Here is a 24,791-nt window from a genome sequence, read left to right as displayed (position 1 = left end):
CGGCCGAGCCGCTCTCGACCCACGGAGGACATCGTGCCAGTCATATCCGACCCCTACAGCTTCAACGAGGAGGACCTCTACGTAGACCTGCAGTCGGTCTTCGGGCAGCCGCTGTTCCTGAAATGCGAGGGCTTCAACTTCGCCGGATCGATCAAACTGAAGCCGGCCACGGAGATGGTCGAGGCCGCGGAACGGGCAGGCGTGATGACGCCCGCGTCGGTCCTGGTGGAGTCCTCGTCGGGCAACATGGGCGTGGCCCTGAGCGTGATAGCGGCCAGCAAGGGCTACCGGTTCCTGTGTGTCACGGACTCGCGCTGCAACCTGTCCACCCGCTTGCTGATGGAGGCGCTCGGCGCCCGGGTCCACGTCGTCACCGAGCCCAGCCCGCACGGTGGCTTCCTGGGCGCGCGCCTCGACTACGTCCGTAGGGAGTGCGCCCGCGACGAGCGGTATGTGTGGCTGAGCCAGTACACCAACGCCCACAACTGGATCGCTCACTACCGCAGGACGGCGCCGGCGATCGCGCGCCGGTTCCCGCACCTCGACGTCCTGTTCGTCGGAACGGGCACCGCCGGAACGCTCATGGGATGCGCCCGCTGGTTCAGGCTCTGGCACCGCCCCGTTCGGATCGTCGCCGTCGACACCGTCGGCTCGGTGACCTTCGGCGGAGCACCTGGACGACGGATGCTGCCCGGCCTGGGCATGAGCATACGACCGCCGCTGCTCGACGCGTCGTACGTGGACGAGGCGATAGAAGTCGAAGAGGCCGACACCGTGCGGGCCTGCCACTGCCTGGCCAGGCACGGTTTCCTGTTCGGCGGCTCCACGGGCACCGTGGTCAGCGGGGCGATCGACTGGCTGACCCGGTGTGACACTCCGTCCCTCACCGCGGTGGCCATCGCTCCGGACCTCGGCGAGCGCTATCTCGACACCGTCTACCAAACCAACTGGATCCGGGATCTCTACGGCGACGATGTCCTGGCGGAGGACACGCTGCCCCATGCCGATTACCGGGAGATCCGCTCAGCACCCTCGGCGCGGTCGCCGGGCGGGCGGCCGTAGAGCTGCTGCTCCCACCGGCGATCACCAGGCTCCTGACGCTTCCCGGCCGCCGTCTCACTTGATGTGCCGAGCGGGCCGGGTCGCGATGTGGAGCAGGTACTCCAGGGGGCCACGCCGGAACAGACGAGTCCACACGGCGGCCAGGAGTGTCGCGGCCGCGATGAAGCCGAGCAGCACGGGCAAGGCGGCCATGCTTCCGTCCTCGACCAGGGCGACGTGCCAGACGTGGGTGAAGAACCAGAGGGCGACGATGTGCAGGACGTAGACGGTCAGCGCTGTCATGCCGACCGCCGCAACGGGTGTGGCCAGGCGTGTGAGGCGCGGCGTTCGGGCGGCTACGCTCAGGCATCCGGCGATCACCGCAATCGCGACACCCGTGTTGCCGACTATGGAGAAGGTCGTCTGGCTGTGCGGTGCGGCCACCAGCAGCCAGGCGAGCGGGGTGCCGTTCTCCGGTTCACCGACGGTGTCGGACCACCACGCGGATGACGCCGAATCGCCCGTGGCCGCCGCGACCGCCGAGAGGGCGTGCGGGACCAGGCGCATGGCCAGCCAGGAGCCTCCGTAGCCGAGGAGGGCCAGTGCCCCGCCGGTGGCGGCCAGCCGGGATCGGATACGGGAGCGAGTGAGGTCGAGTCGGGCCACCGCCATACCGGCGATCAGGAACGGCAGCCAGGTGAGCACCGGATACTCCCCGGTGAACAGCAGCTCGACGATGCCGTCCGTCCCGGTGACACGGGCCAGCGGGTCCCCGGCGGCGATGGCGTCGGCCCAGCTCCCTGCCTCGATCGACTTCCGTATGACGTAGAGGACCTGGGGCAGGATCAGCGCACCCGCGGCGGCCAGGAGCGCGAGCGTCCTCGCCCGCAACCGGTACAGCGGGAGGGCGGTCAGGAAGAGCAGCCCGTAGAAGCTGAGGATCACGTCGACCGAGGTGCCCAGGGCGGTGAGGGCGTAGCCGAGGGCCCCCAGGAGGACTGAGCGGATCATGATCCTGACCACCGCCTGGCGGCCGGCGCGGCCTGTCCGTGGCTGCGGGCGGCCCGTGATGATGATCAGCGAGAAGCCCGCGAGCACCGCGAAGAGGGCGGAGGAGCGGCCTCGCGCCATCTCCAGCAGGAACCCTGTCGGCCCGCCCACGGTCACGTCGGGGCCGACGTGGGCCGAGTACATACCGAAGACCGCGAGTCCACGTGCAAGATCGATCCCGATGAGCCGGCCGGTGGACGGCGTACCGGCCGGGGCGCCCGAGCGATCCGCCTTCGGCTCACGCGACACCTGTGCCGGCACAGCCAGCGTTGCGTTCAACGTCATGCCTACAGGCTTCAGGGACCTGCCGTGCCAGCCATCCCGGCGGCCGGCCGAAGACACCCCGCCCACCGGCCGACACCAGCCCGCTCACCGGCCGGCGCCTCCCGGCCGACCGGCTGGAACCGCCTGGCCGACTGGCGGGAAAGTGACATGCGGCACACAGTGGCCTGGTCAGACCCGCCCCGGCGAAACGAATCTCGAGACACGACCGCGCCAGTTTTCGCGAATGCGGGGTAGTCGGGCCCCTACGACCCGGCGATCCCCCGGTGTCGCAGCGGACGAGCAGAAAGGCGGCATGACGTGCGGACCGTCGGAGTGGAGGAGGAGCTCCTCCTGGTCGACCCGGAGACCGGTGAGCCGAAGGCATTGTCCGCCGCGGTTCTTGCGCGCGCGGCGCAGGACGAGGCGGCGGGGGATGTCTTCGAGAAGGAGCTGTACGGGCAGATGCTGGAGTTCGCCACGCATCCGCAATCGGACATGGCGAAACTCGGCGGTGAACTCGTCCGCTGTCGCAAGGAGGCGGCCCGGCATGCGGAGGAGATCGGCTGCGCGGTGGCCGCGCTCGCCACGTCACCGCTGCCCGTGAGCCCCTCCATCAGCATGAACAGGCGCTATCAGTGGATGGCCGAGCAGTACGGCATCGCCACCCGGGAGCAGCTCGTCTGCGGCTGCCATGTGCACGTGTCCGTCGAGTCGGACGAGGAGGCCGTGGCGGTCGTGGACCGTGTCCGCCCCTGGCTGCCCGTGCTCGCGGCACTCAGCGCGAACTCGCCGTTCTGGCAAGGCCAGGACTCCGGCTACCACAGCTACCGCAGCCGGGTGTGGGGGCGCTGGCCATCGGCCGGTCCCACGGAGTTGTTCGGGTCGCCGGAGCGGTATCACCGGCGGGTGGCCGACATGGTCGACACCGGCGTCATCCTCGACGAGGGGATGGTCTACTTCGACGCGCGCCTGTCCGCGCGGTACCCGACCGTGGAGATCCGGGTTTCCGACGTCTGCCTGCACGCAGAGAACGCCCAGCTGATCGCCGCCCTCGCCCGGGGTCTGGTGGAGACGGCGGCGCGCGCATGGCGGGTGGGCCGGGAGCCGGTCGACCACAGTGTGAGCCTTCTGCGACTGGCCGCCTGGCAGGCCGCCCGGACCGGACTGGCAGGGGAACTGCTCCACCCGGTGACCATGCGGCGCACGCCTGCGGAGGCGGTGATGCAAGCCTTGCTCGACCATGTAGGCGACGCGCTCGCCGACGCGGGTGACCTCGACTGGGCGCGCGAGGCGATGCGCCGCCTGCTGCGGCACGGAAACGGCGCCCGCGTTCAACGGGACCTGATGGATCGGACCGGAAGCCTGCGGGACGTCGTCGCCGAGTGCGTACGCCTGACGCAGACCTGAGCGCCGTCGCGCACGCGGCAGCCCTCGTCTCCGGCCTTCACCCGGAACCCGCTCCGTGTACATCGGGTACCGGCCCTCCGATGAGGACCTGGATGTCGCGGAGGGCCTCACGGTAGCCCTCACCGAAGTCGGTCTGCGCGGTGACGGGTTCGCTCGCGATCCAGGCGCGGATCCTGTCGACGGCCCCTGCGGTCTTCTGGCGTTCTGCGGGGCGGAGGGTGTTGAGGGTGGCCTCCGGGTCCTCGTTCATTCCGGGTTCCCGTGCCGCGTTCACCCCGTGGAATGCGGGGAGGCGTTCGTCGAACGCGGCGTGCACAACGCCCTCGCGGTTGAGAAGCTCACGCCGCATGTAGGCGGCTATCCGCCTCCACTGCTCGCGGTCCTCGGCGCCGAGGGTGTCGCCGGCGGCGGCGCGTTCCGCCCGGTCGACGCTCTTCCGCACCTTGGCGCGGGCCCAGGCGATCGCATCGGGGTCGTGGTCGTAGCGGTCGAGGCTCGTCATGCGGACTCCTGCGGGTGGTCGATGAGTTCTGCTGTGCCCGCGATGCTGCCGCCCCTAACGCCGCGACGGCCCGTACGGCTCCCCATCCGCGCCGAGTGTCCGGCTCCGTTGCACCCGTGGGGCGTACGGTCACAGGCCGGGGTCGAGGTCGGTGACCCTGGCCTTGGCGCGGGCGAGTTGTTCCTCGGGCAGAGGGCACGAACGCCGGGTCGTGGTGTCGAGGTGGACGCCGGTCAGCACGGTGAGGGCGGCCACTTCTCCCGTTGCCGCGTTCTCCATCCGATGACAGAAACGGATCACCTTGCTCCGTACCTCGAGGAGCGCGGAACGGACCACCAGTACGTCCCCCGCCAGAACCTCCCGGCGGTAGGAGATCCGCTGGTCGACGGCGACCATGCCATGCCCTGTGTCACGCAGGTAGTCGGGCGTGATGCCGATGCCGGAGAAGAGTTGCCAGGTCGCCTCGTCGAACTTGCCGACGTACCACATCACGTTCATGTGCCCCATGTGGTCGCAGTGCCATGGGTAGACGGTGCCGCGGTACGTCACTTCCGTCTGGGTCTCCACCGCTTCCCTCCTCTCGCTCCGTTTCCGGCGTTACGTTAATCATCGTTAACTGTCCTGGCTATGTGACCCGAGACTCGTGAACCAGCGAGTAACCTGTCGGCCTATCAGCCGGAAGGAGCGGGGAACGGTGGCCGTGCCAGTCAGCGATGCCGAGGCGTTCTTCCAACAGGTGGGGGACCTGCGTTTCGTCCCCACCGCCCACACCCGCGGCCCCTGGGACGAGCACAGCCAGCACGCCGGGCCGCCGGCGGCGCTGCTCGGCCGGGCCGTCCAGCTGCGCCCGGGCGCCCGAGAGGACATGCGCCTGGCCCGCATCACCTTCGAGATCCTCCGCCCGGTGCCGCTCCGCCCGCTTTCGGTGACCACCCGCATCCTGAGAGAAGGACGCAGCGTGGAGCTGGTCGAAGCGTCGCTGACCCCTGACGGAGGGGACGAGGTCATGCGGGCCACGGCACTTCGCATCCGGACCGCGCCCGGTTCGGTGTCGCCGACAAGTGAATCTCTCACCGTCCCGGCCCCCGAGCGGTCCCGTTCCGAGCCGTTCTTCCCGGTGCCGTGGGAGGTGGGCTACCACACGGCCATGGACACCCGCTTCGCGGCGGGCTCCTTCCTCGGCCAAGGGCCGGCGACCTGCTGGATGCGGATGCGCGTGCCCTTGGTGGAAGGCGAGAAGATCATGCCGCTGGACCGGGTCCTGGTGGCGGCCGACTCCGGCAATGGGCTCAGCCACGTGCTCGACTTCGCCTCACATGTGTTCATCAATCCCGACCTCACGGTGCACCTGCACCGGCACCCGCTGGGTGAGTGGGTCTGCCTCGACGCCCGGACCAGCATCGACGCCGACGGGATGGGGATGGCCGAAGCGGCCCTTCACGACGAGCAGGGCTCGATCGGTCGTAGCGTGCAGAGTCTGTTCGTCGGCACCCGGGGCTGACGACCGGGCTCGGAACTTCCGAGGACCGCTTCGCCAGGCTTCACGACACGAACGGCGGCCTCCTGCCTCCGGTTCGGGCGGTCCGGCACGGGCCCCGGTCAGCCCAGGTATGCGCTGGTGATCGCAAGGACAGCGGAGCCGTCGTTGTCGGCGAGCTTCGTGCCGGTGAAGGCGCGCGCCCAGTCGGAGGTCTGGAGCCGGAACGCGGGCCGCTCTGCGGTGAGTGCTTCCATGACGGTGTCCGCCACCTGCTCGGGCGTCTGCGCGGAATGCGCGAACTGGCCCTGCGTACGGGTCACATACCCCCGCAGCGGCTCCGCGTAGTCGCCGGCGGCGGCGATCACCTGAGCCGGATCCAGGTCGATGTTGTTGACGAACTCGGTGGCGACGGCGCCGGGTTCGACGACGGAGACGGCCACTCCGAGCCTGCCGACCACCGGGGCAAGGCTCTCCATGAAGCCTTCGACCGCGAACTTGGCCGCACAGTAGGCCTCATTGAAGGGCTGGCCGACGACTCCGCCGACCGAGGTGACGGTGATCAGCCGGCCGCCGGAGGCGCGCAGGTGCGGAAGCGCGGCCTTGGTGGTCTGCACGACGCCGAAGAAATTGACCTCCATCACCCGGCGTACGTCCTCGACCGTCTCGTTCTCGATGGTGCCGACATGGCCCGCACCGGCATTGTTGATCAGCGCGTCGAGCCGGCCGTAGTCGGCGATGACGCCGTCCAATGCGGCGGTCACCGAGTCCGGGTCCGTGACGTCGAGCTGCCGGACATCGATCGACACCCCCGCCCGGTCGGCGGCCTCGCGCAGTGCGCCGGCCCGCTCCGGGTCGCGGAGGGTGGCGACGGTGGCCCACCCCGCGCGGGCGGCGGCGACGGCGGATGCGAGACCGATGCCGGAGGAGGTGCCGGTGACGAGGACGACTTTGGAGGACATGACGGCCTTTCCCTGGGTGTGCTGGGTTTCTGCTGCAGGAGGGACGCTGCCGGAACCTGTGGCCCGTGCCGCCGCGAGTCGGCGGTAGTCGTCCGCACGTCCACAATAGTTATTGAGTACCACCATCATTGTCAACCATGGTGGTGCCCTTCCAGTCGGTCTAGACTGCGTTCATGAACGCCCCGGACCAGCTCACCGCAGATGTGGTCGCCCTCTTCGCGAAGATCACCGATCTCTACAGCCGCGAGTACGAGACCGCCTCGGCGCACCACGGCCTCACGCCGCAACAGGTCAAGGTGCTGCTCACGCTGGACGAAGCGCTGCCCATGCGACGGATTGCCGAGCGCCTGGGCACCGATCCCTCCAACCTCACCGCATTGGTGGACCGACTCCAGAGCCGCGGCCTGGTCGAACGCGTTCCGGACCCCACCGACCGACGGATCAAGCGCATCGCCGCCACGGAGGCCGGCCGAGCGGCCGCCCACGACCTGCGTGAACGCCTGAGCTTCGCGACCGATCCGCTGGCCGCCCTCGACCAGGCCCAGCGACGTGACCTCCGGGACCTTCTCCAGCTGATGGTCGACTCCCAACGGCCTCTCGGCTGACCGGCGACGAAGGGATGGCGTCCGCGAGCTCCCATGCGGAGGCGGGCGCGGGGAACGGGAGAGATTCAACGGCCCTCCGTGTAGATACCGCGGCGGCCGGTGGGGCACAGGCGGCGGGACAGCAGACCGCGGCCCTCAGGCGGGTCACCAGGCGCGTGGTGGCGCTCTGACTCAGCACGACGGCGGGCACTCAGGGTGTGCCCGGCCTGCAGGGCCCGTTCCAAGCGGCCTCGATCCGGTCGTGCAGCAGGAACAGGGCGCACCAGCCGTTGGCCAGGGCCGTCAGGGCGGGGTCGGTGGCGGTCGTCAAGACCTCCTTCATCGGCGGGGCACATCCAAATAGTTGCATACGCCTGTAACCACGAACCACCACTTACGACGTTTGCGTCTATCACGCGTCTGCAACTATTGTCTCCGCTTGCAAACGCCTCCCGCAACAACTGGAAGGGCTTCCCATGCCTCTCGCGCTCCTGGCACTGGCCATCGGGGCCTTCGGGATCGGCACCACCGAATTCGTGATCATGGGCGTGCTGCCCCAGGTCGCAGACGACTTCGGCGTCTCCATCCCCACCGCAGGCTGGCTGGTGACCGGCTACGCGCTCGGTGTCGTTCTGGGCGCCCCACTGCTGACCGTGCTGGGCACCAAGGTCTCCCGCAAGAAGATGCTCATGTTCCTCATGACGCTCTTCGTCATCGGCAACGCCCTGTCCGCCGCGGCCCCCGTCTTCGGCGTCATGCTCATCGGCCGCGTAGTGGCCTCTCTCGCGCACGGCGCGTTCTTCGGCATCGGCTCCGTCGTCGCCGCCGACCTCGTCGTCCCGGAGAAGAAGGCCTCGGCCATCTCCCTGATGTTCATGGGGCTGACGATCGCGAACATCGTCGGTGTCCCCGCCGGCACCTTTGTCGGGCAAGCCGTCGGCTGGCGCGTCACCTTCGCGGTCGTCGCCTCGCTGGGCATCGTCGGCTTCCTCGGCGTGGCCCGGCTCGTGCCCGACACGGGCAGGCCCGAGACGGACAACATACGCAACGAGTTCGCCGCTTTCCGCAATGTGCAGGTCTGGCTCGCCACGGCGATGACCGTGCTCGGTTACGGCGGTGTCTTCGCCGCGATCACCTACATCACACCGATGATGACCGAGGTCGCCGGTTACACCGAGGGCGCGGTCACCTGGCTGCTGGTGCTGTTCGGCGTCGGCATGTTCTGCGGCAACCTCATCGGTGGCCGCTTCGCCGACCGCGCCCTGATGCCGATGCTGTTCACGTCACTGGGTGCCCTGGCGCTGGCCCTGCTGCTGTTCACCGCGACCGCCCACAACAAGGTCCTGGCCGCGATCACCCTGACGCTGATCGGTGCCCTGGGCTTCGCCACCGTGCCGCCGCTGCAGAAGTGGGTGCTCGACCAGGCCTCCGCCGCCCCCACCCTGGCCTCTGCCGCCAACATCGGCGCCTTCAACCTCGGCAACGCCCTCGCGGCCTGGCTCGGCGGCATGGTCATCGCCGCCGGACTCGGCTACACCTCCCCGAACTGGGTCGGCGCCCTGCTCTCCGGCACCGCCCTGCTGCTGTCCTTCCTGGCCGCCTTCCTCGACCGCCGCACCCGCACCCGGGTCCCCGGCAGCGCGGTCACCGCTTCCGAGCGGGCCAGGCAGGCACCCGCCGGACTCGGCCGCTGAGCTTTTCCCCCCGCCACACGTACCAAGGGAGTCACCCACGATGAGCACGACCCGTGCGCGCACTGCAGTCATCCCGCTGACCACCGCCGAGGCCGAGATCCTCGTCTCGGCAGCCCGCCGCGCCGCCGAGGCCGCCGGTGTCGCGGCCAGCGTCACCGTCCTGGACGCCGGCGGCCACCCGCTCGCCTTCCGCCGTGACGACCAGGCCCTCCTGATCTCCGGCGAGACCAGCACTCGTAAGGCCTACACCGCCCTCCAGCTCGACACCGCCACTGCCGACCTCGTCGACGCGGTCAAGCCCGACGGGCTCTTCCACAGCCTGCCCACCGCTCTGGACCGGCCGCTGCTGTTCATCGCCGGCGGCCTCCCCATCCACCGCGACGGCCGCCTCATCGGCGCCATCGGGGTGGGAGGCGGGGCTCCCGAGCAGGACCACGCCTTCGCCACCGCGGCACTCGCCCACCTCGGCTGACCTCCAGCAGCCGCTGGGCATCGTCACCGAGCCATGGAGCCCGCCGGCGCAGGGCGCCGTCCTCGGCGAGGAGGCGATCACGGCCCTCGCGCAGCGGCACGGGAAGTCGCCGGCCCAGGTCGTGTTGCGCCGGCACCTTCAGCTGGGCAACGTCGTGATCCCCAGGTCCGTCGCCGCCGCCCGTATCCGCGAGAACATCGACGTCTTCGGTTTCACGCTGTCCGACGACGAGATGACCGCCATCGCCGCACTCGACCGCGGCCTGCACACCGGCCCGGACCCCGACACCCTCGATTGACCGAGCGGTTGCGCCCTGCACATCCGGCACCCGGCGTGGCGGGGGTGCAGGGCGGCCCGCCCCATGTCGGCAACTGCCGCCGGGCACCCGTCTGTTCCGTATGGTGGGTGGCCGAGCGCGACCGGCTGCGCTCCGACCGCAGCACGGGCCCGCCCTTCGGCGTGCCGGGACTCGGTGCTCCGGTCGTGCAGCGCTACCTTCCCGACCCCCAGCGCGGCGAAGCCGGGTTCGTCGGCCGGCGCGTCCATCCGCGACGGCGTCGGCCTCCTCCGCTCGGCCTGGCGGACCCGGCCATCCGCGGCCTCTCGCCTTGGCACCGTGCCCGGCTCCGGGTCAGTGCGGGAAAGCCCTCGGCGGGCGCTGCCTGGGCAACTCGTCGCGGAACGTCTCGATGGCGGTGCTGATCTGCCGCATCAGCGCGGTGTTCTCCAGCCGGTCGAGATAGAGGTTGCGGCGGGCCAGTCCGGGAACGTCCGCGCAGAAGTACAGGGTGGATAGTTGGGGTCCGACGACACCCAGCCCGCCGGATACTGCAAGGCGGCGTTCCCGTTGCCGTCGGTGACCGGTTCGCCGCCCGCACCGGCTTCGACCCGCGGGACGCAGGCGACGCCGTACCGCTGGTTCCGCATCTTCCCGCGCCGTATCCAGGCTTGGCGCGAGGTGAACGAGATGTCCGGCCGCGAGCTGATGCGCGACGGCCGCTGGCTGGTCTGACGCCTCGGCCGGGTGCCCAGCGTCACCCGGCCCGGCACCGCCGATCAGGCGGACGGCGTACGGTTACCGCGACCGCACCGACCAAGCAGAACCGGGCATTCCGCTCAAAAGAGGTCAGATCGAGTCGGGGGACGCCGACGGAGACCGCCAAGGCGGCCCCGCCCAACGGAGGGAGACGATGAGCATGGCCACGAGGACGGACACGCAGTCGCCTGCGCTGCACGCCGCCGACAGCCACGATCTGATCCGCGTGCACGGCGCGCGCGAGAACAATCTCAAGGACGTCAGCGTCGAGATTCCCAAGCGCCGGCTGACCGTGTTCACCGGCGTCTCCGGCTCCGGCAAGAGTTCGCTGGTGTTCGACACCATCGCCGCCGAGTCGCAGCGGCTGATCAACGAGACCTACAGCGCCTTCGTCCAAGGCTTCATGCCGACCCTGGCGCGGCCCGAGGTGGACGTCCTCGACGGGCTGACGACCGTGATCACCGTCGACCAGCAGCGGATGGGTGGTGACCCCCGCTCCACGGTCGGCACCGCCACCGACGCCAACGCGATGCTGCGCATCCTCTTCAGCCGGCTCGGCAAGCCGCACATCGGTCCGCCCAGCGCCTACGCCTTCAACGTCGCCTCGGTACGGGCCAGCGGTGCGATCACCGTCGAGCGCGGTACCCAGAAGGCGGTGAAGGCGACCTACTCCCGCACCGGCGGCATGTGTCCCCGCTGCGAAGGCCGAGGCACGGTCTCCGACATCGACCTCACCCAGCTCTTCGACGACTCCAAGTCGCTCACCGAGGGCGCACTCACCATCCCCGGCTACACGCCCGGCGGCTGGAACTACCGGCTCTACAGCGAGTCCGGCCTGGTCGATCCCGCCAAGCCGATCCGCGACTACACCGAGACCGAGCTGCACGACTTCCTCCACCGCGAGCCGACCAGGATGAAGATCGCGGGCATCAACATGACCTACGAGGGGCTGATCCCCCGGGTCCAGAAGTCGTACCTGTCCAAGGACCCGGAGGCGATGCAGCCGCACATCCGGGCGTTCGTGGACCGGGCGGTCACCTTCACCGCCTGCCCCGAGTGCGACGGTACCCGGCTCAGCGAGGCGGCCCGGTCGTCGCGGATCGGACGGATCAACATCGCCGATGCGTGCGCGATGCAGGTCAGCGACCTGGCCGACTGGATCCGAGGCCTCGAGGAGCCGTCGGTGGCGCCGCTGCTCGCGAAGCTGCAGCAGACTCTCGACTCGTTCACGGAGATCGGGCTCGGCTACCTCTCGCTCGACCGGCCGTCGGCCACGCTGTCGGGCGGCGAGGCACAGCGCGTCAAGATGATCCGCCACCTCGGCTCCTCGCTCACCGACGTCACCTACGTCTTCGACGAGCCCACCACGGGCCTGCACCCCCATGACATCCGGCGGATGAACGACCTGCTGCTGCGGCTGCGGGACAAGGGCAACACGGTGCTCGTCGTGGAACACAAGCCGGAGGTGATCGCGATCGCCGACCACGTCGTCGACCTCGGCCCCGGCGCCGGTACGGCGGGCGGCACGGTCTGCTTCGAGGGCACCGTGGAGGGGCTGCGGGCCGGCGGCACCATCACCGGCCGGCATCTCGACGACCGGGCCACGGTCAAGGAGAAGGTGCGGACGCCCACAGGCACACTGGCGATCCGCGGCGCGACGGCGAACAACCTGCGTGACATCGACGTCGACATCCCGCTCGGGGTGCTGGCCGTCGTCACCGGTGTCGCCGGCTCCGGCAAGAGCTCGCTCGTGCACGGATCGGTCCCCGCCGGCGCGGGTGTCGTGTCGGTCGACCAGGGTGCGATCCGCGGCTCACGACGGAGCAACCCGGCGACGTACACCGGACTGCTCGACCCGATCCGCAAGGCGTTCGCGAAGGCCAACGGCGTGAAGCCGGCGCTGTTCAGCGCGAACTCCGAGGGAGCCTGCCCCAACTGCAACGGCGCAGGCGTCGTCTACACCGACCTGGCGATGATGGCCGGCGTCGCCACCACCTGCGAGGAGTGCGAGGGGAAGCGGTTCCAGGCGTCGGTGCTCGAGTACCACCTCGGCGGCCGGGACATCAGTGAGGTGCTGGCGATGTCGGTGACCGAGGCCGAGGAGTTCTTCGGCGCAGGCAAGGCGCGTACGCCGGCCGCGCACCGCATCCTCGAGCGGCTCGCCGACGTCGGGCTCGGCTACCTCAGCCTCGGCCAGCCGCTGACCACGCTGTCCGGCGGAGAGCGGCAGCGGCTCAAGCTGGCCACGCACATGGCCGACAAGGGGGGTGTCTTCGTCCTCGACGAGCCGACCACCGGCCTGCACCTCGCCGACGTCGAGCAGCTGCTCGGACTGCTCGACCGGCTCGTCGACTCCGGCAAGTCGGTCATCGTCGTAGAGCACCACCAGGCGGTCATGGCGCACGCCGACTGGATCATCGACCTCGGACCCGGCGCCGGCCACGACGGCGGCCGGATCGTCTTCGAGGGCACACCCGCCGATCTCGTCGCCGCCCGGTCCACCCTCACCGGCGAACACCTGGCGGAGTACGTCGGCGGCTGACCCGGCCCTGGCGGACAGGTCGGGCACCGGCGGCTCAGGAGAGTCGCCGGTGCCCGCCTTCGCCGAGTGGTGGCCGTGCAACCATTCAAGCGCCCTAGGTGTCATGTCTGTACACACGGTGGGAGAACCACGACACCAAGGGGGAAATCATGCACAAGGGGCGTTGGACGGCCACTGCGGTGGCCGTGCTGATCGCATCGGGATCCCTGGGGATGGCGCTCCCGGCGTCCGCCGCCGGCACGGGGGCCGCCCGGACCGCCGCGACCGCCTGCGCGACCGGCTGGGGCAGCCTGCCGAAGACCGGGTCGGACGCCCAGGACGCGCCGCGATCCCTGACGAACATCCGGACCGGGCGGCACGAGTGCTACGACCGCATCGTGTTCGACGTTCCGGGGTCGGGCACCGGTCCGCTCGCCTATGACGTCCGCTACGTCCGCGCTTTCATCCAGGACCCGTCCGGCAGGAAGATCCCGGTTTCCGGAGGGGCGATCCTGGAGGTCCGGGTCCACGCGTCTGCGTACAACCCGGAGACCGGCGACCCCACCTACCCCGGACGGGCCGGCAAGGCCCTGCCCGGTGTCGACCTGAAGGGCTACCGAACCTTCCGGGACGCCAAGTTCGGCTCCAGCTTCGAGGGCATCACCCAGGTCGGGCTCGGGGTACGGGCGCGACTGCCGTTCCGGGTGCTGAGGCTGCCGGACCACTTGGTCGTGGACGTGGCGCACACCTGGTGAGTTCACCGGCACCGGCCGCCCCGGCGAGCACCACCCCCGTGCGGGGCGGCCGGTCAACTCTCCTCGTATCCCGCCTTATTGCGTCGACAAGAGTCATGTGATCGCGGTCTGATGTCGCATCGCGGATCACGGGACTTGGAGACGGCAATGGCGAACGTCGTGCTGGTGCACGGAGCCTGGAGTGACGGGTCGGTCTGGCAGGCGGTCATCGCCGCCCTCCATGACGACGGACATCGTGTGCTGGCCGTCCAGCTGCCGCTGACCTCACTGGACGAGGACATCGCCTGGACACGACGACAGATCGCGACGTTCGACGAGCCGGTGACGCTGGTGGGGCACTCCTACGGCGGCATGGTGATATCCGGGGCCGCCCGCGACAACTCTCAGGTCACCGCACTGGTATTCGTCGCGGCCTATGCACCCGACGAGTCGGAGTCGCTCCGGACGCTGACCGGTCGCGGCGCGGCGGCCGAGGGCCGCTCGGCGATCCGGTTCGGCGCGGACGGCTGGTCGACTCTGGACCCCGATCTGTTCAGGGATGCGCTCGCGGCCGATGTTCCGGCGACGACGACCCGGGTCCTGGCGGCAGTCCAGAGGCCCACGCACCCCGCTTGCTTCTCGAGTCCGTCGGGACGCGGCGCATGGCGTGACCTGCCGTGCGCCTACGTCGTCTCCGTGGACGACCGGATTCTCGATCCCGGGCTTCAGCGGTGGTTCGCCCAACGGGCGAACGCCACGGTGACCGAGCTCCCCTCCAGTCATCTCTCGCCGGTCTCGCATCCCGCAGACGTGGCCGCCGCCATCGGCGGAATGCTGAACGCCGGGACCTCGCCCGGGTCGAGCTGACGCCGTCCGGACTGGCGGTGGCCGGCAACAGGCCGGCGCTGACCTGCGGTGGCTCGATCCCCTTGCGCTGCACCGAGGTTGTCATGGGCGGAGGTTCGCCGCGGGTGACGCCGGGAGGCGCCCCCGCGGCGAACCGGCGCCGGCGTCAGCCGTCGATGCGGTGCTGCGTCCAGAACGAGGTCAGGTCCGTGGTCGTGGCAGCCTGGGCGGCCGCCTTGAACTCGGACGTGGCCGAGATGCCGTACCAGTGCGAAGTGGCGTAGTCCTTCAGGAGTTTGGCCATGGCGGTGTCGCCGAGGACGCGCCGCAGGTCGTGCAGGGCGCACTTGCCGTACCCGTACACGACGGTGGAGTACCGGGAGGAGTGGGCGTCCCAGTAGGCCATCGAGTTGGTGATCTTCTCGGCGGTCGAGGACCACGAGACGCCGTTCCAGCAGTTGGTGCCGGTCTTGTTCAGTGCCAGGTCGGTGGCGTAGTCCGCGAACGCCTCGTCGAGCCACGGACCGTTGTACTCGTCGTCGCCGACGATGCCGTACCACCACTGGTGACCGATCTCATGGGTGAGCGCCGTCGTGCTGACCAGGTCGAGGACGAACCCGGGGTATTCCATGCCGCCGAACCAGAAGTTGTTGTCGATCACCGCGTCCAGTTCACCGTACGGGTAGGCGCCGAACCGCGACGCGTGGGCGTCCACGGCGGTCTTGGCGGTGCTGAGCATCGACTGCGCATCGGCCGAGCTGATGTCCGAGACGGAGTAGACGTTGACCGCGGTGCCGGCGGCGGAGGTGCCGGAGATCTTGGTGAAGGGGCCGGCTGCCCAGGCGAAGTCACGGACCTTGGAGGCGGTGGCGGTCGTGATCGTACGTCCGCTGGAGCCGGGCGTGTCGGCTGATGTGCCGGTCGCCGGCACCAGCAGGGTGCTCGGGTGGTCGAGGGTCACCTTGAAGTCCGCGGCCAGTGAGTAGAACGACTCGCCGTTGTTGGTGTACGGGTCCAGGTGCCAGCCCGCCCCGTCCTTGACCGCGAGAACGGGCAGGGCGTTGCCGATGAAGCTGAAGGCCCCGTCGTGACCGAACCGGTCGGCGCCGCTGGGCACGGTGATGCCCAGGTCGAAGCCGATCGTGGCGGACTGGCCTTGCGCAAGTGGCGTCGGCAGGTCGATCCGGAGGGCCGTGCAGCCGACCGAGAGGGTGCCCGCGGTGCCACCGGTGACGTTGCCGACCGTGATCGGCATGGCGGAGCAGGTGCCGTGGTAGTTGTCCCACAGCCGCAGGTACACCTCGCCGAGCGCGGTCGAGGATGCGTTGGTGAACGTCGCACTCTCGTGGCCGGTCCACACGGTGCCGGCGGTGTTGCTGCTGAGACTCACGGTGTACGAGGGCGCGGCCGGGGTGCGCGTGGAGTCCGCGGGCGGAGTGGTGCCGCCTGAGGTGTCGAGGGCGACGTCGTCGATGACGAAGCTCGTCTGGAGGCTGTAGTCCTCGGTGCCGCTGAAGGTGAGGTTCACGGTCTGGCCGGCGAACGCCGACACGTCGAACGATTTCCGCACGTAGCCGGTGTTCTTGTCCACGTTCGAGTACGTCGCCAGTGTCGTCGTGCCGATCTTCGCCGTCAGCTTGTCGTACGCGGTGGACGAGGTGGTCTCGGCGGTGTCGATGTGCAGCCAGAAGGTGAGGGTGGCGGTGCTGCATCCGGACGGGATGGTCACGCTCTGGGCGAGGGTGTCGGTGTGCGTACTGCCGACTCCGTTCAGCCAGGCGAAGGAGGTGCCGCCGTGGGCGGTCTGGCCTGCGCGGTTGGTGATCACCCCGGACGACGACTGGCTCCAGGGCGAAGTGCCGCTTTCGAAGCCGCCGTTGGTGATCACCTGGGCCGGGGTGCAGGCGGCGGCCGGCGGGGCCGTGGACGGCGCGGCTGCCGCCGGGGTGACGGGAAGCAGGACGGCGGCCGTCACGGCGACGGCGAGTGCGCTCGCCGTGAGGGCCTTGTGGGGGGTGGGTCTCACACGAAACTCCTTTGTTGCGGCCGGGATTCCGGCATGCTCGGGCGCTGCCCGGCCGGACTGGGTGCGCCGGTGGGCAGCCGGGGGTTGCGCGCGTCGCTTGCGCGATCGCCGGTGCGAGTCCTGCCGTGTCCCTGTGGGGTCAGGGACACGGTTACCGGAAGACTGGCAGATTTGACCGGAACATGCCATCACCGGTCGAGGGAGTTCGTGTCCGGACGTGGAGGCGGCGCTGCGTTCGCGAGCGTCACGCCGAGCCGCGCGCCGGCGGGGTCGCTGCTCGGGAGGCTCGCGCCACGGCGAAGAGGAACAGTCCGCAGGCCGTCACGAGCAGCCATCCGGGACGAGACGCATGGGCGAGGCCGGTGGGGCCCACTCCCGCTGCCAGACCCCCGGCGATGGCGATACCGACCGCCGAACCGACCTGGCGTGCGGTGGAGGTGATCGCCCCGGCCACACCGGCGCGGGAGGGCGGCAGACCGCTGACTGCGGTGTTGGTGATGGGTGCGTTGGCGAAACCGAACCCGATACCGATGAGCAGATAGGCGAGCAGGAGCAGCAGAACGCTCGTGTCCGGGCCGAGATTCACCATGCACAGTCCCCCGGCGGCGGTGAACCCGCCCGCAAGGAGGAGCGGACGTCGTGGTCCCGTGCGCCCCACCAGATTGCCGGACCACGGCGCACACACGGTGGCTCCCAGCGCCATGGGCAGCGTCGCCACGCCTGCCGCGAGCGGCGTCCATCCGCGGGCGTGCTGGAGATAGAGCGTGTTGAGCAGCAGAGTCACATTGAGCGCGACGAACACCGTCACGGCGCCCAGCACCGCCGTGGTGAACAGCGGTCGCCGGAAGAGCACGAGGTCCATCAGGGGTTCGCGCCGACGAGACTCGACCCGGATGAAACCGCCTGTCGCGGCCACGATCAAGGTGTAGCCGACCGTTGCGAGAGGCGACGCCCACCCGATGCGGGGGCCTTCGATGAGGACACCGACCACGACGCACAAGGCCGACGCGAGGAGTATCTGGCCGGGCAGGTCGAGGCGCCGGGTCCGCTGTCCTCGCGACTCCGGTACGAAGACCGCCACGAGGACGAGGGCGGCAACGATGACCGGTGCGTTGATCCAGAACACCGATCGCCAGCCGAACGCCGCGATGAGTCCCCCGCCGGTGACCGGTCCTGCCGCCATGCTGAGCCCGAAGACCGACGCCCATACGCCGATGGCCCGGGCCCGCTCCCGTGGGTCGGGCATGGCGTTCACCACGATCGCCAGGGCCACGGGGCTCAGCATCGAGGCCCCGACGCCCTGGACGACGCGTGCGGCGACCAGAAGGCCGAGCGATGGAGCGACCGCACACGCAAGTGATGCGACGCCGAAGACGATCAGCCCGCACCGGAACACACGACGGCGTCCGAAGCGGTCCGCGAGGGCGCCGGAGGCGATGAGGAGGCTGGCCAGGACCACCGTATAGGCGTCCACGACCCATTCCAGACTGCGGGTGCCCACGCCCAGGCCCCGCCCGATCACGGGCAGACCCACGTTGACGATGGTGGTGTCCAGGCCGACAAGGAACATGCTCAGCGCGCAGACGGCCAGCACCGTCCAGCGCCGGCGCGCACTCAACGCGGGTCGAGCAGCCGAAATGGTCGTGGTCACGGGGCCCACCTTCCGTCAGGGATCGTCAGTGGGCCCATGCTCGGATCAGGTGACGGGGCCGGCCCAGGAAATTTGCGGAGTCTGCAAAATGGATCCCATGGACCTCATGGACGCCGAACTCATGGAGATACTCGAGGGCATCGGGCCGCGGCTGCGAGCACTGCGACACGACCGCGGACTCACGCTGGAGACGCTCGCGGCGGACACCGGGATATCCGTGAGCACATTGTCACGCCTGGAGTCGGGCAAACGCCGCCCTACGCTGGATCTGCTCATCCCGCTCGCGCGGGCGCACCGCGTCGCTCTGGACCAACTGGTGGCGGCTCCCGTCACCGGTGACCCTCGCGTCCACCTGAAACCCCGTCGCCGCGAGCGTGGCAGCGTCCTTGTGCCCTTGACGCAGTACCCGGGCCGGGTCCAGGTCTTCAAGCAGGTCCTCGCGTACCGGGAACCGAAGCTCGTGACCCACACCGGCTACGAGTGGCTCTACGTGCTTGCCGGTGAACTCCGCCTCATCCTCGGAGAACGTGAATTCACCCTTCGTCCGGGCGAGGTGGCCGAGTTCGACACCGGCGAACCGCACTGGTTCGGCCCCGCCGGCACGCACGCGGTCGAGATCCTGCACATGTTCGGCCCCCACGGCGACCAGGCCGTCGTACGAACCGGTCCGCCGAAAGAGGCGTAATCCACGGCAACCGGCTCTCCGCACAAGGGAGTCACGGTTCCACGGGGCGCCGATGCTCTCGCGTCAGGGCACTCCCGCCGACGTCATGCCTTCCCGCTCCCCAGGGCGGCAACGAGATCCTCCGTGGTGAGGATGGCGTGGGCGAAGGTCGGGCCGTTGAGCTCGTGGGCGGCGTGCATCATCTCGGGCCGAAAGGCGGCCGTGGCGTCGCGGACCAGTGTCACGTGATAGCCGAGCTCCATGGCGAAGCGGGCGGTGGACTCGATGCAGGTGTTCGCCAGGAGGCCCACCACGACGACGTGGGTGATGCCGTGCTGCTTGAGCTGGACGTCCAGGTCCGTGTTGGCGAACCCGCTCTGGCCCCAGTGCTCGTGGGCGACCACCTCGCCCGGCCGCGGCTGGAAGTCGGGGTGGAACTCCCCGCCCCACGTTCCCCGGGCAAAGCTGTGCCGCTCCATGATGCTGCGCTGGCTCGGATTGGGATGGTCCCACGCCTCGTAGTCGCCCGGCTCCCAGCGGCGGTGCGGGACGAACACCACATGGGCGCCGACCTCGCGGGCGGAGCCGACCACGGAGCGCAGATTGCCCAGCAGACCCACCTCCTTGGCCACGGGCTCCACTCGCGGCCAGATCAGGCCGCCCTCGGAGAGGAAGTCGTTGTAGGGATCGACCAGCAGGATCGCCGTGCGGCGGGGGTCGTAGGTGTCGGACACGGCCGGTTCTCCTCGAATGTGGATGACGTACAACATCCAGATATGAGGATTACCTCTGTCATCGTGAAAGTCAAAGGTGGCCCGATGCTCGTGTCCCGGGCCCGGGCCGACACCCGACCCCTTGGACGACTGCTCCCGCGGCCCCAGGGATCAGCAGATGAGGACCATACGGAAGCGGGCGGCACCCGACAGCATCTTGCGATACGCCCGATCGGCCTGCTCCAGAGGCATGGGCTCGATCATCGGCAGAATCCCGTGCAGGGAGCTGAACGCCATGGCATCCTCCACGTCCTGTGCGGTCCCGGACGGGTGGCCACGGACGGTCCTGCCTGCCGAGATGAGCTGCCGGGGACTGATCCCCAGCGCCTCGGGCGTCACTCCGATCACCACCAGCTCACCACGGCGCGAGAGTCCGTCGACGGTCGCCGTGATGGCGTCGGAACTGCCGGCGGTGGCCAGCACGACCTTCGCGCCGCCGAGCGACTGCAGCGCCTCTGCCACGGCGATGTCCGCCGTGCTGTCGATGTAGTGGTGGGCCCCGAGTTGCTTGGCGAGATCGGCCTTGTCGGCTCCGCGGGCGATGGCCACGGTCTCGAAGCCCATCGCGGCCGCGTACTGGACTCCCAGGTGGCCCAGCCCGCCGATGCCCAGGACGGCGACCAGGTCACCCGGCCGGGCGGAACTGCGCCGCAGCCCGTTGTACGTCGTCACCCCGGCGCAGGCCATGGGCCCCGCCTCGCTCGACGCCAGCGCGTCGGGAATCCGGGCCAGGGCGTCGACCGGCGCGATCACCATCTCCGCGAAACCACCGTCGTAGGCCCATCCCGGAACCTTCAGGTTCGGGCAGACGATGAAGTCGCCCTGTCTGCAAGGGGGACAGTGGCCACAGCTGCCTCCGAACCAGCCCACCGCCACCCGGTCACCCGTCTGCCAGCCCCGGTCCCCCGCTCCCTCACCGAGTGCGTCGATGCGCCCGGCGATCTCATGACCGGGGACCACGGGAAACTCGATACCCGGTACGGCGGCGTTCACGAAGAGGGCGTCGCTGCGGCAGATCCCGCACGCCTCGACGGCGATCCGCACGTGGCCGGGGCCCGGCTTCGGCACCCCGCGCTCGGCGATCTCCAAGGGCCCATCCGCGGCGGCCGTCTGCGCGACTCGATAGGTACTCATCTGACTCTCCGGAACGGGTGGAGCGGCCCCTGCCACCAGCACACCAGCTGAGGACCGATCGCGCGCGCCGAACGAGTGCCGCCCGGGCGAGGCGTGCCGGGGCCACGGAAACCGCACGCCCCGGCACGGACTGCGACCACCGGTGCCTGCGGGCGGTCACCGGTGGGAGACGGTCAGCCCGTAGAAGGCGACCCGGGCTCCCTTCGTGGTGCTGTCGGACGAGGACTGGTTGTAGGAGCCGGCCTTGAAGTACTGCTTGTACGGCTTGAACGACGAGGGGATGGAGTAGTGGGTGGTGCTGCCGTTGACGGTCAGGTCGATGGTGTTGCCGCCGGAGACACCGATGGTGTAGCTCCAGGTCTTGCCGATCGGGACACGCCCCACCGTGTGCAGGGTCTGGCCGCCGGACGGTGAGTTCTCGGTGCCCAGGACGATGTCGCCGTCGGAGTGGTAGTACAGCTCCAGAAGCGGCTTGGTGGAGGGCCCCCCGGTGCCGAGGTGGATCTGCCCTACGCACACGTTTGACGTCACGGACACCACGCGCAGGGTCGCGCTCAGCCGGTGGGTGCCGCTGAGCGACCAGTTCGCGGCGCTGCCGTCACGGTTCATCTCCCGGAGTTCCGACCGGGCGTAGTGGGAATTCGGTGTGGTGACGCCCTTCTCGGGCGCCCAGAAGGTCATGGCACCGTCCCGGGTGTCGGTGTAGAAGTAGGAGTCCTGGTAGCCGTTGGGGCCCTGGAGCCGGGACGAGGGGATCGTCGTCGGGGACCCCGGGGAGCCGACCGGCTCCTGGAGCTGCCATATCGACAGGTCGAAGTTGCCGCCGGGTGCGACGTTCGGGTCCGCGGCGTGTGCGCTGCCGCTGCCGATGGCGGCCAGTGCGCCGACGAGAGCCGTGACGGTCGTAGTCGCGAGGAGCCTGGAGCGTGTCATGGGGGCCTCCCGGGGAGTGGAGAGCGGAGCGGGACTTACCGGGCGATGAGCTGGAAGCTCTGCGTACTGGAGCCGTCGCAGCCTCGTTGGGTCAGCCGGATGCTGTTGTCCGGGGTGCCGGAGGCGCTGAGGCACTTGCCGCTGTGGCGGGCGAGGAAGTGGTATCGGCCGGAGGTCTCCGGGACCGGCTGCCACTGCTGGTTCCGGCCGCCGGCGTACGACCACAGCTGAAGGGGGGCGTTTTCCGCCAGGGAGCCGTCGGTGACGTCGACGACCTGCTGTGGGTTGCCGCGTGCGGCGATACGGACGTATCCGCCGTCGGTGGAGCGGAACTCGAACTGCTGCGCAGTGGTGTTGTTGCAGGCGTACTGCTGGACGACGGTGCCGTTCGCGGTGGCCGCGGCACGCGCGTCGACGCAGGTCCCGTTCCCGGTGTTCCGCATCGTGTACCAGGCCGTCTCGGAGATGGGTCCGGAAGGCGGATTGCCGTCACCGGCTCTGCCGAGCCATTTGAGCCCGTCGAGGACGAACCGGTTCTGAGTCGGGCTGGCGAAGGTGGACGACAGTGTGGTGCTGGTGTCGTAGTTCATCGCGTTGTGGCCGAAGTTGGCGTACAGCATCCTGTACTTCGTGTTCGTCCACAGGATCGGGTAATAGCCGCTGTACCAGCTCTGGTCGGGGTCGGTCCCGAGCGGGAAGCTGCTCGGGTCGACGGAGGCCAGGATCTTGATGTCCGGGTTCCGGCGCAGGTCGTTGGACCAGCTGTACCACTCGCTCACCGACGAGGTGAAGGTCGCCGGCAGGTTTCCGGTGGCCGGGTGGCTGCGGTCCTCGACCCGCAGGACGGCCGCGGTCGGGCCCCAGGTGTTGGTCTTGAAGTTTCCGCTGCCGAGGAACCGGTTGTGGTACCACGGCCAGTTCGACGCGTCGGTGGTGAAGGCCGAGACATGGAAGCCCATCCAGGCCCCGCCGTCACGCATGTACCGCTCGAATCCGGCCCGTTGTGCGGCGGTCTGCGGCAGGTCGTCGAGGAAGAGCACCACCTGGTAGCCGTCGACTCCGCCGTTGGCGAGGAGGCTCCAGTCGTTGCTCGCGGTGTACGTGAAGCCGTTCGCGACCGCCTGCTTCGGGAACCAGTCGTTCGCCTCGTGTACGAAGCTGATGTGAGCGGCGTCCCAGGTGCCGTTGTAGAGGGCCAGAACCTTGAACGGGGGCGCGGCGGGGGCCGTGGCCTGCGCGGAGGGAACCGTCAGGCCCAGCAGTGCGGCGAGCAGAACGAACAACCGCAGCATCTTGCGGGCTCCGGTGGCCTGTCCGCATCCGTTGGGGGGTGGCTCGGCCATGGGCATTCCAGCCTTTCGCGTGCGCCGACGGTGGGGGAGGCTGCGCAGTCGAGTTCATCAGGCTGAACGTTGAGTTCATTCTTGGATTGCCGGTGATCCGTGAACTTAAAGGTCTGAACCAGACACGTCAAGAGGTGAAGCAAAGGCGCGACTCCGCGAAGGGTAAGGCCCCACCCTGCGGAACCACGCTGAAAGGGCGTCGGCATCCGCGTGCCCGGCCCGGCAGCCGCAGGGCCGCCGGCATACCCGTAGGGTCGTCCGGTCGGACGTCAGTCCGCGCCAACCAGCCGTCCGAGTCCATGCCGGGATGTGAAGATGACGCCGCAGTCCTACCTCACCGATCTCTTCTCGCTGGAGGGCCGGGTCGCACTTGTCACCGGCGGGAGTTCGGGGATCGGTCGGGCCATCGCCGGGGCCCTCGCCCATGCCGGAGCGAAGGTCGTGGTCGTGGCGCGCCGGGAGACGGAGCTGGCCGCCACGGTCGAGGAACTGGTGGGCGACGGCTGCCGGGCGGCCTGGGTGAGCGCCGATCTGGGCTCGCGAGACGGCGTACGGGCGGCGGCCGAGGGGGCCGCGGCGGTGTACGGGGAGCCGGACATCCTGGTCAACTCGGCAGGGATCAACCTCCGTCCGCCGATGGGCGAGCTGACGGACGAGGTGTGGGATGCCACCATGGCGGTGAACCTCGAGGCGCCCCACCTCCTCGGTCAGCGCTTCGGCCCCGGCATGGCCGAGCGGGGTTACGGGCGGATCATCCACATCACCTCACAACAGGCGCACCGGGCCTTCGTCCACAGCGGCGTGTACGGCGTGTCCAAGGGCGGCCTCGAATCGCTGGCCCGCTCACAGGCGGAAGCGTGGTCGCCGCACGGCGTCACCGCCAACACGCTCGTCCCCGGCTTCGTGATGACACCGCTGAACCGCCGGCTGTCCGCCGATCCGGCCAAGGTGACGGAGCTCGCCGCCCGAACCATGGCCGGGCGCAACGGTCTGGCGGAGGACTTCGCGGGCGCGGCGGTCTTCCTGGCGAGCCGGGCATCGGCGTACGTCACCGGCCAGTCGATCTTCGTCGACGGCGGGTTCTCTGTCCACTGACGCTTGCGGCGGTCCACTGACGCTTGCGGCAAAGGCGGCCGGGCGCATGCCGCCCCGACCACGGCTGAATACACCGCTCGACGGTGCTGCCGCGTGGCTCGATCGGCGAGGCTGCCACTCCCTATGAGGGGCCCCGGCCGCGTGCCGGTGAGAACGAGGTACGCCGCCTCGGCGGTGCGAAGGCGTAGAGATCGAGAATGGCGGGCTGGGGGGCGACGCCCGGACCGCCGGCCCGCACCCAGGCGGCGATGTCCTCGGTCGCGTCCGGGTCGTTGACGAGGCCGAACCAGACCGGTCGGGCGCCGGCGGCGCGCCCGGCGGCGGAGGGCTGAACGACCATCACATTGGCCTGATCGCAGACATCCAGGCAGGTGGAGATGCGTACCGGCACCACCGCGCTCAGACGGTCGGTCTGCGACGCGTGATCGACTCCGGCCACCTTCGGGCTGCCGCAGCAACAGTCCCGGCATACGACGACCCTGCACGGTGCAGGGTCGGCCGACCCGTGTTCCGGCGGTCGGGCAGTCGTCCCGTCGATCGAGCTCACGCGCATGACGCTTCACCGTCCTCTTCGGGGAAATC

At 69.6% G+C, this 24,791-nt stretch carries 23 protein-coding genes and 3 pseudogenes; 13 read left to right on the top strand and 13 right to left on the bottom strand.

Annotated elements, in window-relative coordinates:
• The first annotated feature begins 33 nt into the window (after positions 1-33).
• Positions 34-1,062: a 2,3-diaminopropionate biosynthesis protein SbnA gene (sbnA, locus tag LZ604_RS19495; protein WP_234516663.1), complete on the top strand. Its 1,029-nt coding sequence runs from the start codon at positions 34-36 to the stop codon at positions 1,060-1,062.
• A gap of 54 nt (positions 1,063-1,116) precedes the next feature.
• Here sbnA and LZ604_RS19490 read toward each other — a convergent pair whose 3' ends face one another.
• On the bottom strand, positions 1,117-2,376 hold the full coding sequence (locus LZ604_RS19490; RefSeq protein WP_234516662.1) for a DUF418 domain-containing protein: 1,260 nt from the start codon (positions 2,374-2,376) through the stop codon (positions 1,117-1,119).
• A gap of 297 nt (positions 2,377-2,673) precedes the next feature.
• On the opposite strand from LZ604_RS19490, the gene LZ604_RS19485 reads away from it, so the two are divergent.
• Positions 2,674-3,762 (top strand): glutamate--cysteine ligase 2, encoded by a 1,089-nt coding sequence (locus LZ604_RS19485; RefSeq protein WP_234516661.1) that lies wholly within the window; start codon positions 2,674-2,676, stop codon positions 3,760-3,762.
• Positions 3,763-3,799: 37 nt separating this feature from the next.
• Here the strand turns inward: LZ604_RS19485 and LZ604_RS19480 are convergent, their stop codons facing one another.
• Together LZ604_RS19480 and LZ604_RS19475 are read right to left on the bottom strand one after the other, a co-directional pair.
• Positions 3,800-4,264, bottom strand: a complete 465-nt coding sequence (locus LZ604_RS19480) for a hypothetical protein (protein WP_234516660.1) — start codon at positions 4,262-4,264, stop codon at positions 3,800-3,802.
• 129 nt (positions 4,265-4,393) lie between these two features.
• Positions 4,394-4,831 (bottom strand): acyl-CoA thioesterase, encoded by a 438-nt coding sequence (locus LZ604_RS19475; protein WP_234516659.1) that lies wholly within the window; start codon positions 4,829-4,831, stop codon positions 4,394-4,396.
• Positions 4,832-4,958: 127 nt separating this feature from the next.
• On the opposite strand from LZ604_RS19475, the gene LZ604_RS19470 reads away from it, so the two are divergent.
• Positions 4,959-5,765: a thioesterase family protein gene (locus LZ604_RS19470; protein WP_234516658.1), complete on the top strand. Its 807-nt coding sequence runs from the start codon at positions 4,959-4,961 to the stop codon at positions 5,763-5,765.
• A gap of 98 nt (positions 5,766-5,863) precedes the next feature.
• Here the strand turns inward: LZ604_RS19470 and LZ604_RS19465 are convergent, their stop codons facing one another.
• A complete protein-coding gene (locus LZ604_RS19465; RefSeq protein WP_267971574.1) occupies positions 5,864-6,829 on the bottom strand; it encodes an SDR family oxidoreductase in 966 nt (321 codons plus the stop codon).
• A gap of 47 nt (positions 6,830-6,876) precedes the next feature.
• Between LZ604_RS19465 and LZ604_RS19460 the strand changes: the two genes are divergently transcribed.
• Positions 6,877-7,308: a MarR family winged helix-turn-helix transcriptional regulator gene (locus tag LZ604_RS19460; protein ID WP_234516656.1), complete on the top strand. Its 432-nt coding sequence runs from the start codon at positions 6,877-6,879 to the stop codon at positions 7,306-7,308.
• Positions 7,309-7,385: 77 nt separating this feature from the next.
• On the opposite strand, the pseudogene LZ604_RS19455 reads toward LZ604_RS19460, so the two are convergent.
• Positions 7,386-7,630, bottom strand: a pseudogene (locus LZ604_RS19455) (MarR family transcriptional regulator); the annotation flags it as partial.
• 133 nt (positions 7,631-7,763) lie between these two features.
• Between LZ604_RS19455 and LZ604_RS19450 the strand changes: the two are divergent.
• From LZ604_RS19450 to LZ604_RS19440, 3 genes and pseudogenes are all read left to right on the top strand, one after another.
• A complete protein-coding gene (locus LZ604_RS19450; protein ID WP_234516655.1) occupies positions 7,764-8,981 on the top strand; it encodes an MFS transporter in 1,218 nt (405 codons plus the stop codon).
• A gap of 40 nt (positions 8,982-9,021) precedes the next feature.
• Positions 9,022-9,453, top strand: coding sequence for a GlcG/HbpS family heme-binding protein (locus tag LZ604_RS19445; RefSeq protein ID WP_234516654.1), 432 nt, complete (start codon positions 9,022-9,024; stop codon positions 9,451-9,453).
• 16 nt (positions 9,454-9,469) lie between these two features.
• Positions 9,470-9,751: pseudogene (locus LZ604_RS19440) on the top strand (aldo/keto reductase); the annotation flags it as partial.
• A 333-nt stretch (positions 9,752-10,084) separates the two neighbouring features.
• Here LZ604_RS19440 and LZ604_RS36570 read toward each other — a convergent pair.
• Positions 10,085-10,249, bottom strand: a pseudogene (locus LZ604_RS36570) (DUF1152 domain-containing protein); the annotation flags it as partial.
• Between LZ604_RS36570 and LZ604_RS19435 the strand changes: the two are divergent.
• From LZ604_RS19435 to LZ604_RS19420, 4 genes are all read left to right on the top strand, one after another.
• Positions 10,250-10,465, top strand: coding sequence for a hypothetical protein (locus LZ604_RS19435; protein ID WP_372482165.1), 216 nt, complete (start codon positions 10,250-10,252; stop codon positions 10,463-10,465).
• Between the two features lie 178 nt (positions 10,466-10,643).
• Complete coding sequence (locus tag LZ604_RS19430; RefSeq protein ID WP_234516653.1) at positions 10,644-13,031, top strand: ATP-binding cassette domain-containing protein; 2,388 nt, start codon at positions 10,644-10,646, stop codon at positions 13,029-13,031.
• Between the two features lie 149 nt (positions 13,032-13,180).
• Positions 13,181-13,765, top strand: a complete 585-nt coding sequence (locus LZ604_RS19425) for an AMIN-like domain-containing (lipo)protein (RefSeq protein ID WP_234516652.1) — start codon at positions 13,181-13,183, stop codon at positions 13,763-13,765.
• A 147-nt stretch (positions 13,766-13,912) separates the two neighbouring features.
• Positions 13,913-14,611, top strand: coding sequence for an alpha/beta fold hydrolase (locus LZ604_RS19420; protein WP_234516651.1), 699 nt, complete (start codon positions 13,913-13,915; stop codon positions 14,609-14,611).
• Between the two features lie 145 nt (positions 14,612-14,756).
• Here the strand turns inward: LZ604_RS19420 and LZ604_RS19415 are convergent, their stop codons facing one another.
• Positions 14,757-16,616 carry a M1 family aminopeptidase gene (locus LZ604_RS19415; RefSeq protein WP_234516650.1) on the bottom strand — a complete coding sequence of 620 codons (1,860 nt, stop codon included), beginning with the start codon at positions 16,614-16,616 and terminating at the stop codon, positions 14,757-14,759.
• Positions 16,617-16,860: 244 nt separating this feature from the next.
• A complete protein-coding gene (locus tag LZ604_RS19410; RefSeq protein WP_234516649.1) occupies positions 16,861-18,267 on the bottom strand; it encodes an MFS transporter in 1,407 nt (468 codons plus the stop codon).
• 88 nt (positions 18,268-18,355) lie between these two features.
• On the opposite strand from LZ604_RS19410, the gene LZ604_RS19405 reads away from it, so the two are divergent.
• On the top strand, positions 18,356-18,952 hold the full coding sequence (locus LZ604_RS19405; RefSeq protein WP_372482163.1) for a helix-turn-helix domain-containing protein: 597 nt from the start codon (positions 18,356-18,358) through the stop codon (positions 18,950-18,952).
• Between the two features lie 83 nt (positions 18,953-19,035).
• Here LZ604_RS19405 and LZ604_RS19400 read toward each other — a convergent pair whose 3' ends face one another.
• From LZ604_RS19400 to LZ604_RS19385, 4 genes are all read right to left on the bottom strand, one after another.
• The gene (locus LZ604_RS19400) at positions 19,036-19,665 is read right to left on the bottom strand and encodes a cysteine hydrolase family protein (RefSeq protein ID WP_234516648.1); all 630 of its coding nucleotides are present in this window, start codon (positions 19,663-19,665) and stop codon (positions 19,036-19,038) included.
• Positions 19,666-19,815: 150 nt separating this feature from the next.
• Complete coding sequence (locus LZ604_RS19395; RefSeq protein ID WP_234516647.1) at positions 19,816-20,838, bottom strand: alcohol dehydrogenase; 1,023 nt, start codon at positions 20,836-20,838, stop codon at positions 19,816-19,818.
• Between the two features lie 156 nt (positions 20,839-20,994).
• Positions 20,995-21,771 carry a polysaccharide lyase family 7 protein gene (locus LZ604_RS19390; RefSeq protein WP_234516646.1) on the bottom strand — a complete coding sequence of 259 codons (777 nt, stop codon included), beginning with the start codon at positions 21,769-21,771 and terminating at the stop codon, positions 20,995-20,997.
• Between the two features lie 35 nt (positions 21,772-21,806).
• A complete protein-coding gene (locus LZ604_RS19385; RefSeq protein WP_234516645.1) occupies positions 21,807-23,114 on the bottom strand; it encodes a ThuA domain-containing protein in 1,308 nt (435 codons plus the stop codon).
• 315 nt (positions 23,115-23,429) lie between these two features.
• Between LZ604_RS19385 and LZ604_RS19380 the strand changes: the two genes are divergently transcribed.
• The gene (locus LZ604_RS19380; RefSeq protein ID WP_234516644.1) at positions 23,430-24,209 is read left to right on the top strand and encodes an SDR family NAD(P)-dependent oxidoreductase; all 780 of its coding nucleotides are present in this window, start codon (positions 23,430-23,432) and stop codon (positions 24,207-24,209) included.
• A gap of 121 nt (positions 24,210-24,330) precedes the next feature.
• Here the strand turns inward: LZ604_RS19380 and LZ604_RS19375 are convergent, their stop codons facing one another.
• Positions 24,331-24,762, bottom strand: coding sequence for a (2Fe-2S) ferredoxin domain-containing protein (locus LZ604_RS19375; RefSeq protein WP_234516643.1), 432 nt, complete (start codon positions 24,760-24,762; stop codon positions 24,331-24,333).
• Positions 24,763-24,791: the final 29 nt, after the last annotated feature.

Source organism: Streptomyces glomeratus (assembly GCF_021462825.1).
Taxonomy (GTDB): domain Bacteria; phylum Actinomycetota; class Actinomycetes; order Streptomycetales; family Streptomycetaceae; genus Streptomyces; species Streptomyces glomeratus.
The sequence above is the reverse complement of the archived record's forward strand: the minus strand, read 5'-3'. Positions and strand labels throughout refer to the sequence as shown.